The sequence below is a fragment of the Marinovum sp. genome (assembly GCF_034669705.1).
In the GTDB taxonomy this organism is placed as follows: Bacteria; Pseudomonadota; Alphaproteobacteria; order Rhodobacterales; family Rhodobacteraceae; genus Marinovum.
This window is the reverse complement of sequence record NZ_JAXMOR010000003.1, coordinates 56,992-69,600: the sequence shown is the minus strand read 5'-3', so window position 1 is coordinate 69,600 and position 12,609 is coordinate 56,992. Positions and strand designations below refer to the sequence as shown.

The following is a 12,609-nucleotide window of genomic DNA, read 5'->3' as shown; positions in this document are numbered from 1 at the left end:
CTGCCGATTCGTCCTGCTTGATCTCGCACATCCGATATGACGCGCGCGGTCTTAACCCGGAATGAAGGTCGGGATTTAGCGAAAATCCGCGGGAATATCGCAAGAAAATCTTAGCTGTGAGGGCGTAAACCGGGGGTCTCTATTGAGGAGAACATCACGATGATTGACTGGTCCCGGGTTTCGGAACTGCGCGCGGAAGTGGGCGACGAGGATTTTGCCGAGGTGGTCGAACTGTTCCTCGACGAGGTCGATGGCGTCATCGGCACGCTGACGCCCGGGGCGGTCGACCTCGAGGCGCAGCTGCACTTCCTCAAGGGCAGCGCGCTGAACCTCGGGTTCGACGCCTTTGCCGACCTGTGCCACGCCGGGGAGGCCGCGGCCAATGCCGGGTGTGGCAGCCAGGTCGATGTCAGCCTTATCCAAGACACCTATGCCCGCGCCCGGGCCGAGTTTGCCAATGGACTGGAGACCCGCCGTGCCGGTTAGGCAGGAGCGATCAGGAACACCTGCACATCGGCCACATTGGTGCCGGTGGCGCCGGTCATCAGCAGCGCCCCGGCCCGCTCCAGCGCCGCGAAACTGTCGTTGTTGGCCAAAAGCGCCTGCGCCTGCGGGCCGATCGCCGCCGCCGTGTCGGGCCCGACGATGCCGCCCGCCGCCTCGGTCGGGCCGTCGCGGCCATCGGTGCCACCGGAGAGAAACAGCCAGTGCTGCGGCAGGTCGAAGTTCTGCGCCGAGAGCGCCACCCTGAGCGCCAGTTCTTGGTTGCGGCCGCCGCGACCGTCGCCACGCAGGGTCACAGTGGTCTCGCCGCCGAAGATCAGCGCCTGCGGCCGATCTTTCGGCGCCTGCGCCGCGGCGCGCAGCACCTCCTGCGCGGCGTCATCCACATCGCCTTCGAGCGCATCCGAGACGATCCGGGCCTCAAAGCCCTGGGCCGCCGCCAGCATCGCCTCGAGGCTCTTGCGATTGGACCCGATCAGGTGGTTGTGCGCCGCGGGCGTGGCCGGCACCGGAGCCTCGGCCGACAGGTGATCGCGCACCGAGGCTGGACAGGCGTCCCAGACGCCAGCCTGTTCGAGCACCGATCTGGCCTCGGCGCGGCTGCCGATCGGGCCGACGGTGGGGCCGGAGGCGATGGCGCGCAGGTCGTCGCCGATCACGTCGGAGAGGATGTAAGCGGTCACCGGCGCCGGCGCGGCATGGCGTAACAGCCCGCCGCCCTTGAGCCGCGACAGTTGCTGCCGGACCAGGTTCATCCGCACGATATCGAGCCCGGCGCCGAGCAGCAGGCGGTTGACCTCGGCCTTTTCCTCCAGCGTCACGCCCGCGACCGGCGCCGGGACCAGCGCCGAGCCGCCGCCGGAGACCAGCACCGCCACCGCATCCTCGGACCCGAGGCCGGAGAGCCGCGAGATCAGCTCTTCGCCGGCGCGCAGGCCCGCAGCATCGGGCACCGGGTGGGCGGCGCGCATCACCTCGGCGCCGGGCACCTGCATGTCGTTTTCGTAATGGGTGATCGCCAGCGCCGCGACCTCGTGATCGAGATGCGACAGCGCCTCGCTCAGCATCGCCGGCGCGGCCTTGCCGATGGCGATCAGATGCAGCCGGCCGGCGGGCCTGGGCAGCGGGTGATCGGCCAGGGCGCGGCGCAGAGCCAGCGCCGGATCGGCGGCCTCGACCGCCTTGTCGAACAGATGCAGGGCGCTTTGGCGCAAATCGGAGGTCATGGGGCAATCTCGCATTGGCTGATGACAGTACCGGCCCGCCAGTGCTGCGCGATCGAAAAACCGCGGCCTGCCGGCCAGTCGGTTGATAAGGGCTTTGCCAGCCGCAAGGCCAGCCCATCGGCCCGAATTTCAACGATTTCCGCATGATCGAAGCCGAAAAATCGCCCGATCCGCGGAAACAGCGCCTTGTAGAGCGCCTCCTTGGCGGAAAATACCGCGGTGGCCAGGGCCGCATCGGGGCTGTCACCGATCAGCGCGCGGTCGCCCCCGGTCAGCACCGTGTGGCAGATCGCGCGGGTGGCACGGGGATCGGCCAGCGCCTCGAGATCGAGGCCCAGAGTCGCCGCCCCCTGCCCCAGCCAGACGCCGACCGTGCCGTGGCTGTGCGAGATCGAGCCCTGCACGCCCTCAGGCCAGACCGGCGCGCCATGGGCGTCGCGGCCGATCGCACCAGCCCGACCAAAGCGCGCCAGGGCTTCGCGCGCCAATAGCCGACCGGCCAGGAACTCGGCCCGCCGTTTCGGCACCGCGCGCGACAGGAAATCGGGCAGCGCCAGCCCGCAGGCGGCAAAATCGCCGTCACGGTAAAGAGAGAGGTCATAGCGTGCCAGGATCAGGCAGCGCCCGGCGCGCTGCGTCACCTCGGGCGCGGTCACGAAAGCCGGCAGATTATCCGGCGAAGGTGCCAAAATGGCCGCCATGAAAGATCAGCGGATCGCCCTCGCGATAGCTCAGCTGTTCGACCCGGCCGACGATCACCGAGTGATCGCCCACCGCCACACTCTGTTCCAGCCGGCATTCGAACACCGCCAGCGCATCGCGCAGCACCGGCACACCCAGCGCGCCCTCAGAGGAATTCGCCTCGGTGAAATGCCCGCCATCCTTGGCAAACAGCATCGCCAGTTCGTATTGCCCGGAGTGCAGCACGTTGATGGCATAGCTCTGCGCCTTGCTGAAGACGTCGTAGCGCAGGGAATTGTCGGCCAGGCACCAGAGCACCAGCGGCGGGTCGAGCGAGACCGAGGTGAAGGAATTCACCGTCATGCCGGTGGGGCCGTCATCGGTCGTGGTGGTGATCACGGTGACACCTGTCGCGAACTGGCCGAGCGCGCTGCGGTAGTGCCGCCGGTGCGCCGCGTCGGGCCGGAACGGGATGGGTGTGATCATGGGCAGGGTCCAGACAGGTCTATTCATAGGCACATCGCATTCACGGCCTCCGGGGTAAAGCTCTGCCCCGCCATATACCGCGATACCCGGGCGAAAATGGGGCGAAATCCCCGCGTGGCAAGCCTAATCGATGCCGCGCCCCTCGACGCAGGTGCCATAGACCGTGGTCAGCAGCGAGATCCCGATCATCGTGGCAAACCAGCCAACCACCACTGAATAGACCAGGCTGAGCAGGGAATTCGGGTCACCCGACAGCATTGTCGGCACCTGCAGCGCCAGCGAGCCGAGGATCATCAGACCGGCCAGCCCGGCGATGGTGCCGGCCTCGCCACGGGTCGCCTGCCAGGCCTCGCCAAAGCTCAGGCTGGTGCCGAGCGCGATCGCCGGCAGGATCGGCGAAAGACGGAAGAAGACGAAGGAGGCCACACCCACGGTCAGCGCCAGCATCAGCACCGGCGGCAGGATCAGCGCGCCCACCGCCCCCACCGGAACCGCCACCAGCGCCACCGACAGGCCAAGCAGCACCGAACGCCAGAGATAGCCCGGAATCGCCGCGCCGGGCCATTTTGGCAGCCAGCCTGCGGGCACCTCGCCCAAGAGAACGTAGCGGTGCCAAGCCACCGCGATCCAGAGCGAGGCCAGAAGCGCCGCCAGCCCCAGAAGGAACATCACGAAGCCCTCGCCGGCAGAGATGTCGGCGCCGGGCAGCCCCGTGGGGCCGTCGACCACGCTGCCGTCATCGACCGCATAGGCAAAGACCTGCGAGGCGACCTGCACCGAGTAGAGCACCAGCGAGACCCTGAGCGCCACGTCGATATTGTTGATCACAAGCCGCAGGGAATGGACGAACATCGACCAGGCTTTCATCGGGCACTCCTCGGACACCGGTTTTGCGCGCACATTGGGCGCAAGGCCCGGCAAGGTCAACGCCGCCACCTTGCCCCGCGCCGCAAAACCCGGTATCGCGCTTGCGTCTTTCAAGAAGGAAAACACCCCATGTCCGCGCCCAAGAAAGTTGTCCTGGCCTATTCCGGTGGCCTCGATACCTCGATCATCCTGAAATGGCTTGAAACCGAGTATGGCTGTGAGGTCGTCACCTTCACCGCCGACCTGGGCCAGGGCGAAGAGCTCGAGCCGGCGCGCAAGAAGGCCGAGATGATGGGCGTCAAGGAGATCCACATCGAGGATCTGCGCGAGGAATTCGTCGCCGATTTCGTCTTTCCGATGTTCCGCGCCAATGCGGTTTACGAAGGGCTCTACCTGCTGGGCACGTCGATCGCCCGCCCGCTGATCTCCAAGCGGCTGGTCGAGATCGCCGAGGCCACCGGCGCCGATGCCGTGGCCCATGGCGCCACCGGCAAGGGCAACGACCAGGTGCGGTTCGAGCTGGCCTGCTATGCGCTCAACCCCGACATCAAGGTGATCGCGCCGTGGCGGGAATGGGACCTGACCTCGCGCACCCGTCTGCTGGAGTTTGCCGAGCAGCACCAGATCCCCGTCGCCAAGGACAAGCGCGGCGAGGCGCCCTTCTCGGTCGATGCCAACCTGCTGCACACGTCTTCCGAAGGCAAAGTGCTGGAAGACCCGGCGGAAATGGCGCCCGATTACGTCTACCAGCGCACCGAGGACCCGGTCACCGGCCCGGACCAGCCGGAATACATCGAGATCACCTTTGAAAAGGGCGACGCGGTGGCGATCAACGGCGAGGCGAAAAGCCCGGCGACAATTCTCACCCAGCTCAACGACTACGGCCGCCGTCACGGCATCGGGCGGCTGGATTTCGTGGAAAACCGCTTCGTCGGCATGAAGTCGCGTGGCATCTATGAGACGCCGGGCGGCACAATCCTGCTCGAGGCGCATCGCGGCATCGAGCAGATCACGCTGGACAGCGGTGCCGGTCACCTCAAGGATTCGATCATGCCGCGCTATGCCGAGCTGATCTACAACGGCTTCTGGTTCAGCCCGGAGCGCGAGATGCTGCAGGCGCTGATCGACAAGAGCCAGGAGCATGTCTCCGGCACGGTCAAGGTGATGCTGTTCAAGGGCGCCGCGCGCACCGTCGGCCGTTGGTCGGACCATTCGCTCTATTCCGAGGCGCATGTCACCTTTGAGGATGACGCCGGCGCCTATGACCAGAAGGACGCGGCAGGCTTTATCCAGCTCAACGCGCTGCGCCTGAAACTGCTGGCAGCGCGGGACCGCCGGCTGAAGGGCTGACCGCCCCGCAGTATCGTCGCAAACACACGCGCCGGCAGAACCCTCGGGCCCTGCCGGCGCGTCTCAGGCCAACGTTATTGCGCGGTGATCGTGGACATCACCAGCTTCTCATCCACCCGAACGGGGCCGTCTTCCTTGGCGCCGAGGGTGTACTCGAAGACGCCGGCCTTCATGCCGCCGGTCTCGCCATGCACCATCAGCATCAGCATGTCGCCACTGGCCACATCTTCCTGCAGGATGGCGGCCACATCCATCGTCTCGCCCATCCGGATCGGGGCGTAGCCCACCACCGGGCCGGGCTTCATCTCGGCGTCGGTGCGGTGCACCACCAGCCAGCCATTCTCGGCGGCAGTGACCTTGGACGCAGAGACGACGCCGTTCGAGACGTCCTGATCCATCGCCTCGACGGCGGGGGTCATGCCATGGCCGCCGGCAAGGGCAGCAGTGGCGGAAAGCGTGGCGGCGGCGAGTGTCAGTGCAAAACGGGTCATCAAGAGACCTCCCTGTAGATTATCACGTCCGGATCATGTCCGGCGAGAGAAGCTACGTGGCCCGCGTCGCGAGAGTTTCACCGGGCGGCAAGTTTCTTCTGCCCTCCGGGGTCACGCCGGCTCACCTCTGCGTGACAGCGGGCGGCGGCGCTTGCGACCGACGTGGCTTTTGCAGGAGGCTCGGGACAGGAGGTATTGCCCATGTTCCCTGTCCCATCCCTGAAACCCACGCTGATGGCGGTTCTGATCACCCTCGGCCTGATTGCCCAGTCGGGCCAGACGCGCGCCGCGCCGCTTGAGGTGCTGACCGTCGCCGGCGGCTGTTTCTGGTGCGTCGAGGCCGATTTCGAAAAGGTCAAAGGCGTCGACGAGGTGATCAGCGGCTATACCGGCGGCACCCGGGCCAACCCGACCTACAAGCAGGTCACCGGTGGCGGCACCGGCCATTACGAGGCGGTGCAGATCCGCTATGATCCGGCGCAGGTCAGCCGGGCGCAGCTGCTCGACCTGTTCTTTCGCTCAGTCGATCCCACCGACGCCGGAGGCCAGTTCTGCGACCGTGGCGAGAGCTACCGCACCGCGATCTTCGCCGGCGACGCCAAGGCCCGCGCCGAGGCCGAGGCTGCAAAGGCCGCGGCAGAGGCGCAGCTTGGCCGCGACGTCGTCACCCCGGTGCTCGACGCGGCGCCGTTCTACGAGGCCGAAGAGTTTCACCAGGATTACTACAAGTCGCAAGCCTCGACGCTCACCCGCTTCGGCTATATCTCGCGCGCCGATGCCTACAAGCGCTATCGCCAGGCCTGTGGCCGCGATGACCGGGTGCGCGCGCTCTGGGGGGCCGATGCGCCCTTTGTCGGCGGCTGATCAGGCGCGAAACGCCTCGAGATCCTTGAGATCGGGGATCACGTCGGCAGTGCCTTGCCGCGTCACCATCAGCGCCGCGGCCCGCTGGGCCCGGGCGATCGCCTGCTCCATCGGCATGCCGCGGTCGAGCCCGGCCACCAGATAGCCGGTAAAGGTGTCGCCCGCGCCGGTGGTGTCCACCGCTTCGACCTCGACGCCGGGATAGTGCCGGTCCAAACCAGCCCGCGCATCGAGATGCCGGCAGCCCTCGGCCCCCAGCGTCACCACGATATCGGCCACCCCCAGCCCGTCCAGCGGCTGCCCCAGCGCCGCGGTCAGCTGCGCCGCCTCGACCTTATTGAGCACCAGAAGGTCGATCCGGTCGATCACCGCCCCCACCGCATCGGCATCGAATGGCGCGGCGGCATAGACCACCCGCATCCCCTTCTGCCGGCCAAGCCCGGCGGCAAAACTCTGAAGGTTGGTCTCGTTCTGCATCATCAGGCTGTCAGAGGGCGTGGCCGCGCCCAGCGCCGCCGTCACCTGTCCCTGCCCCAGCGCCACGTTGGCCCCGGGATAGAGCACGATCTGGTTCTCGCCGGCCGCATCGATCAGGATGATCGCATGGCCGGTGGTGGCCCCGAGCTCGGAAATATTGCGGGTATCGACCCCGTATTCCAGCAGCCGCTCGACGGCCCAGCGCCCGTCGGCCCCGACCGCGCCGATATGCATCACATGCGCCGCCGCCCGCGCCGCCGCCACCGACATGTTGGCGCCCTTGCCGCCCAAGCCGCGGTGAAAGCCGGTCGAGGCCAGCGTCTCACCCGGTGCCGGCAGATGTGGCAGCTGATAGAACAGGTCGGCATTGATCGAGCCGAGATTGAAAATGGTCACGCCGCTCCCCTTCATCTTGCCCGGCAAACTCCCGCCGGAGGCTCCTGCAGCCGGCCAAGACCGCCGAGGCTGGCCGTGTCGCGGTGAGCGAGCCTGAGAAGCCTCCCGTTCGGTCACCACACGGGGCACCGCCCGTTCAATCAACCCCGGGGCTCCGACCATTCACGGGCGAAATCCTCCACCGGAGGATTTCCGGGGCGCCCGCTCACCCCACCTTACACGCAGCCAGCACCGCCATGTTGAGAATATCGTTGGCCGTCGACACAGACGAACAGATCTGGATCGATTTGTCGACGCCGGCGAGGATCGGGCCAATCACCGTCGCCCCCGCCATCTCCTGCATCAGCTTGGTCGAGATCGAGGCCGAATGCCGCGCCGGCACCACCAGAATGTTGGCCGGGCCGGTCAGCCGTGAGAATGGATAGGCCTTCTGCGCCTGCGCGTTCAGTGCCACATCCACCGTCATCTCGCCCTCGTATTCAAAGCTCACGCCGCGCGCGTCCAGCACTTTGGGCGCCAGATGCATCTTGGTGGCGCGCTCGGATACCGGATAGCCAAAGGTCGAGAAGCTGACAAAGGCCACCCGCGGCTCCAGCCCCAGGTGCCGCGCCACATCGGCCGAGCGTTCGGCGATGGTGGCGAGGTCATGCTCGTCAGGCCATTCCTGCACCAGCGTGTCGCTGATCAGCACGATCCGGCCCTTGTGCAGCAGCGCGGTGACCCCCACCGCACCATGTTCGGCATCGGCGTCGAAGACATAGTTCATCCGCTCCAGCACATGCGCCGATTTGCGGGTCGCGCCGGTGATCAGACCGTCGCCATGCCCATGCGCCAGCATCAGCGCGGCAAAGACATGCCGATCGCGCGCCGCCAGCCGATGGATGTCCTTCTCGTCATGGCCCTTGCGCTGCAAGCGGCTGTAAAGGAAGTCCTTGTAGGTTTCGAGATGGCGGGTGTTGGCGGCGTTGATGATCTCGAGCTCACGCGCCGCGTCGGCCATGCCGGCGGCCTGCAGCTTGGCCTTGACGTCGTCCTCGCGGCCGACCACCAGCGCCTTGCCCAGCCCGTTGCGTTGGTACATCACCGCCGCGCGCAGCACCCGGGGATCGTCGCCCTCGGCAAAGATCATCCGCGCCTGATTGGCCCGTGCCCGGGCGTTGATGCCGCGCAGGATCGATGCGGTCGGGTCCAGCCGCGACTTGAGCGACAGCTCGTAGGCCTCCATGTCGACGATCGGCCGCCGCGCGGCGCCGGTGTCCATGCCGGCTCTGGCGACGGCGGGCGGGATGCGGTGGATCAGCCGCGGGTCAAACGGCGTCGGGATGATGTAATCGCGCCCGAAGGTCAGGTTCTTGCCATAGGCCAGCGCCACCTCGTCGGGCACATCCTCGCGCGCCAGTTCGGCCAGCGCCTCGGCGCAGGCGATCTTCATCTCGTCGTTGATCGCCCGGGCATGGATATCGAGCGCCCCGCGAAACAGGTACGGAAACCCCAACACGTTGTTGACCTGATTGGGATAATCGCTGCGCCCGGTGGCAACGATGGCATCGGCACGCACCTCATGCGCCTCTTCCGGCGTGATCTCGGGATCGGGGTTCGCCATGGCAAAGATCACCGGGTTTTCCGCCATCGACGACACCATCTCCTGGGTCACCGCGCCCTTGGCGGAAACCCCGAGGAAGACATCCGCCCCCTTCATCGCCTCTTCCAGCGTGCGCAGATCGGTCCGCGCCGCATGTGCCGATTTCCACTGGTTCATGCCCTCGGTGCGGCCCTGGTAGATCACCCCCTTGGTGTCGCACATGATGCAGTTGTCCTGCTGCGCGCCCATGCTCTTGACCAGCTCGAGACAGGCGATCCCCGCCGCACCCGCGCCGTTCAGCACGATGCGGCAATCCTCGATCTTCTTGCCCGACAGATGCAGCGCATTGATCAGACCGGCGGCACAGATTACCGCCGTGCCGTGCTGGTCGTCGTGGAAGACCGGAATGTCCATCTCTTCCTTGAGCCGCTGCTCGATGATGAAACACTCTGGTGCCTTGATGTCTTCGAGGTTGATGCCGCCGAAGGTCGGCCCCATCAGCCGCACCGCGTTGCAGAAGGCCTCGGGGTCTTCGGTGTCGAGCTCGATGTCGATCGAATTGACGTCGGCAAACCGCTTGAAGAGCACCGCCTTGCCCTCCATCACCGGCTTGGAACCCAGCGCGCCGAGATTGCCCAGCCCCAGCACCGCGGTGCCGTTCGAGATCACCGCGACGAGGTTGCCCTTGTTGGTGTAATCATAGGCCAGCTCGGGATTGGCGGCGATCTCCTCGCAGGGCACGGCGACGCCCGGCGAATAGGCAAGGCTCAGATCGCGCTGGGTGGTCATCGGCACCGAGGGCGTGATCTCGAATTTGCCCGGTGTCGGCTCGAGGTGATAGGCCAGAGCCTCTTCGCGGGTGATCTTGGCTTTCGGCATTCGGCGGGCCTCCCTCTTGCATGTGTTCCGCGGTTTGTAGCCAAGCGCCCGTGCGATGCAAAGCGCAAGCTTTGCCGCATCTGCCGAAGGGGCCTTTCGGCTTTTCCCGACAATCGCGGAAGTTTAAGGTCTGCCGCAACACCGAAGGGGGCAGAATGAGCAACGGCAAATCCACCGTGACGCCGATGATGGCGCAGTATCTCGAGATTAAATCCGGCCACGCGGATGCACTTCTGTTTTATCGGATGGGGGATTTCTACGAGCTGTTCTTCGACGATGCCAAGGCCGCCGCCGAGGCGCTCGACATCGCGCTGACCAAGCGCGGCAAGCACGACGGCGGCGACATTCCGATGTGCGGCGTGCCGGTGCATGCCGCCGAGGGCTACCTGCTGACGTTGATCCGCAAGGGGTTTCGTGTCGCGGTCTGCGAACAGATGGAAAGCCCCGCCGAGGCCAAGAAGCGTGGCCATAAATCTGTGGTGAAACGCGATGTGGTGCGGCTGGTGACACCCGGCACCCTGACCGAGGAAAGCCTGCTCGAGGCGCGGCGGCACAACTTCCTCGCGGCCTTCGGCTGCGTGCGCGATGAAGCGGCGCTGGCTTGGGTGGATATCTCGACCGGGGCGTTTCACGTGATGGCGCTGCCGCAGGTGCGACTGGGGCCGGAACTGGCGCGTCTGGCGCCGTCCGAGGTGCTGGTGCCTGAGGCGCAGGAGCGCGAACTGGCCGAGGTGGTGGCCGATGCCGGCGCGGCGCTGACTGCGCTGGGCCGCGGCTCTTTTGACAGCTCACTGGCGGCGGACCGGGTGTCGGGGGTGTTCGGCGTGGCCTCGCTCGATGCCTATGGCGCGTTCGAGCGGGCGGAGCTTTCGGCGATGGGGGCGCTGGTCGACTACCTGAAGATCACCCAGAAGGGCAAACTGCCGCTGCTGCGCCCGCCAGTGAAGGAAGCCAGCGGCGGGGTGATGCAGATCGATGCAGCCACGCGACGCAACCTCGAGTTGACCTCAGCGCTCTCCGGCGGCCGGGCCGGGTCGCTGCTGGCCTGTATCGACCGGACGGTGACGGCCGGCGGCGCGCGACTTCTGGAGCGGCGGCTCTCGAGCCCGTCGCGCGATCTGGCCGAGATCAACGCGCGACTTGAGGCGGTGAATTTTTCACTGGATGAAACGGCGTTTCGGTCCGGCCTGCGCGAGGCGCTGCGCAAGGTGCCTGATATCGACCGGGCGCTGTCGCGGCTGTCGCTCGACCGCGGCGGTCCACGCGACCTGACCGCGGTGCGCAACGCGCTGGAACAGGCGGGTGAGATCGGCGCGACCTGGGGCCAGACGGACTTGCCGGCGCGTCTGCGCGCGGCGGTGGCGCGGCTTTCGGGGCATGACGCGCTGCTCGACCTGCTGGATCAGGCGCTGGTGGCCGAACCGCCGCTGCTGGCGCGCGATGGCGGGTTCATCGCGCCAGGGCATGACGCAGAGCTCGACGAGGCCCGCACCCTGCGCGACGAGGGCCGCGGCGTGATCGCCCGGATGCAGCAGGACTATGTCACCGAGACCGGCATCAACTCGCTGAAGATCAAGCACAACAACGTGTTGGGCTATTTCATCGAATGCACCGCCACCCATGCCGAGAAGATGCATGCCCTGTCGGACCGCTTTATCCACCGTCAGACCACCGCCAACCAGGTGCGTTTTACCACGGTCGAGCTGTCGGAGCTGGAAACCCGCATCCTCAACGCCGGCAACCGGGCGCTGGAGATCGAGAAACGGCTGTTCGGTGTGCTGCGACAGGCGGTGCTCGATGCCGCCGGCCCGCTGGGCGATCTGGCGCGCGCGCTGAGCGAGGTCGATGTGAGCACCGCGCTGGCGGAGCTTGCGGCGCAGGAGGACTGGACCCGGCCGGTGGTCGACAGCTCGCGGATGTTTCACGTGGAAACCGGCCGGCATCCGGTGGTCGAGGCGGCGCTGAAACGCGAGGGTGATCCCTTTGTCGCCAACGACTGCGATCTCAACGATGCCGATGGCGCCTCGGCGATCTGGCTGCTGACCGGGCCGAACATGGCCGGTAAATCGACCTTCCTGCGGCAGAACGCGCTGATCGCGGTGCTGGCGCAGATGGGGGCGTTCGTGCCCGCCGAGAAGGTGCATATCGGGCTGGTGTCGCAACTGTTTTCCCGCGTGGGAGCCTCGGATGACCTGGCGCGGGGCCGCTCGACCTTTATGGTCGAGATGGTCGAGACCGCCGCGATCCTGAACCAGGCCGACGACCGGGCGCTGGTGATCCTCGACGAGATCGGCCGCGGCACGGCGACCTATGACGGGCTGTCGATCGCCTGGGCGACGCTGGAGCATCTGCATGACGTCAACCGCTGTCGAGGGCTGTTTGCCACCCATTACCACGAGATGACGACCCTCGCCGCGCGCATGGCCGGGGTCGAGAATGCCACGGTGGCGGTCAAGGAGTGGGAAAACGAGGTGATCTTCCTGCACGAGGTCAAGAAGGGCGCCGCGGACCGGTCCTACGGGGTGCAGGTGGCGCAACTGGCGGGGCTGCCCAAGGTGGTCGTGCGCCGGGCGCGCGAGATCCTCGATGCGCTGGAACAGGGCGAACGCGAGGGCGGCAAGACGAAGGCGGTGATCGACGACCTGCCGCTGTTTTCCGCCATGGCGGCGGCGCCGGCACCGGTGATGGCTGCGGAGCCGTCGGAAGCGGAGGCGCGATTGCGCGAGCTGCACCCCGACGAGCTGTCGCCGCGCGAGGCGTTGCAGCTGATCTATGAGCTGAAGGGACTGGTGTAAGCCGGGTCAGC

11 protein-coding genes are annotated in these 12,609 nt (G+C 66.7%); 4 read left to right on the top strand and 7 right to left on the bottom strand.

Going from position 1 to position 12,609, the window contains the following annotated elements:
* The first annotated feature begins 159 nt into the window (after positions 1-159).
* Positions 160-486 carry an Hpt domain-containing protein gene (locus tag VOI27_RS03030; RefSeq protein ID WP_323763812.1) on the top strand — a complete coding sequence of 109 codons (327 nt, stop codon included), beginning with the start codon at positions 160-162 and terminating at the stop codon, positions 484-486.
* Here the strand turns inward: VOI27_RS03030 and VOI27_RS03025 are convergent.
* From VOI27_RS03025 to VOI27_RS03010, 4 genes are all read right to left on the bottom strand, one after another.
* Positions 483-1,730, bottom strand: coding sequence for a glycerate kinase type-2 family protein (locus tag VOI27_RS03025; RefSeq protein ID WP_323763811.1), 1,248 nt, complete (start codon positions 1,728-1,730; stop codon positions 483-485). The genes VOI27_RS03030 and VOI27_RS03025 overlap by 4 nt on opposite strands.
* Positions 1,727-2,431: a 4'-phosphopantetheinyl transferase family protein gene (locus VOI27_RS03020; protein WP_323763810.1), complete on the bottom strand. Its 705-nt coding sequence runs from the start codon at positions 2,429-2,431 to the stop codon at positions 1,727-1,729. Before VOI27_RS03020 ends, VOI27_RS03025 begins: the two co-directional genes overlap by 4 nt.
* Positions 2,400-2,897 (bottom strand): flavin reductase family protein, encoded by a 498-nt coding sequence (locus VOI27_RS03015; RefSeq protein ID WP_323763809.1) that lies wholly within the window; start codon positions 2,895-2,897, stop codon positions 2,400-2,402. Before VOI27_RS03015 ends, VOI27_RS03020 begins: the two co-directional genes overlap by 32 nt.
* A 123-nt stretch (positions 2,898-3,020) precedes the next feature.
* Complete coding sequence (locus VOI27_RS03010; RefSeq protein WP_323763808.1) at positions 3,021-3,764, bottom strand: hypothetical protein; 744 nt, start codon at positions 3,762-3,764, stop codon at positions 3,021-3,023.
* 129 nt (positions 3,765-3,893) lie between these two features.
* Between VOI27_RS03010 and VOI27_RS03005 the strand changes: the two genes are divergently transcribed.
* Positions 3,894-5,114, top strand: coding sequence for an argininosuccinate synthase (locus VOI27_RS03005; protein WP_323763807.1), 1,221 nt, complete (start codon positions 3,894-3,896; stop codon positions 5,112-5,114).
* 74 nt (positions 5,115-5,188) lie between these two features.
* Here the strand turns inward: VOI27_RS03005 and VOI27_RS03000 are convergent, their stop codons facing one another.
* Positions 5,189-5,605, bottom strand: a complete 417-nt coding sequence (locus tag VOI27_RS03000; RefSeq protein ID WP_416374635.1) for a hypothetical protein — start codon at positions 5,603-5,605, stop codon at positions 5,189-5,191.
* A 201-nt stretch (positions 5,606-5,806) separates the two neighbouring features.
* On the opposite strand from VOI27_RS03000, the gene msrA reads away from it, so the two are divergent.
* Positions 5,807-6,469: a peptide-methionine (S)-S-oxide reductase MsrA gene (gene msrA, locus VOI27_RS02995; RefSeq protein WP_323763806.1), complete on the top strand. Its 663-nt coding sequence runs from the start codon at positions 5,807-5,809 to the stop codon at positions 6,467-6,469.
* On the opposite strand, the gene VOI27_RS02990 is transcribed toward msrA, so the two are convergent.
* Both VOI27_RS02990 and VOI27_RS02985 read right to left on the bottom strand, forming a co-directional pair.
* Complete coding sequence (locus VOI27_RS02990) at positions 6,470-7,342, bottom strand: ribokinase (RefSeq protein WP_323763805.1); 873 nt, start codon at positions 7,340-7,342, stop codon at positions 6,470-6,472.
* Positions 7,343-7,547: 205 nt separating this feature from the next.
* Entirely contained in the window at positions 7,548-9,803 is a 2,256-nt protein-coding gene (locus VOI27_RS02985) for an NADP-dependent malic enzyme (protein WP_323763804.1), read from the bottom strand.
* Positions 9,804-9,958: 155 nt separating this feature from the next.
* On the opposite strand from VOI27_RS02985, the gene mutS reads away from it, so the two are divergent.
* Positions 9,959-12,598 (top strand): DNA mismatch repair protein MutS, encoded by a 2,640-nt coding sequence (gene mutS, locus VOI27_RS02980; RefSeq protein WP_416374634.1) that lies wholly within the window; start codon positions 9,959-9,961, stop codon positions 12,596-12,598.
* Positions 12,599-12,609: the final 11 nt, after the last annotated feature.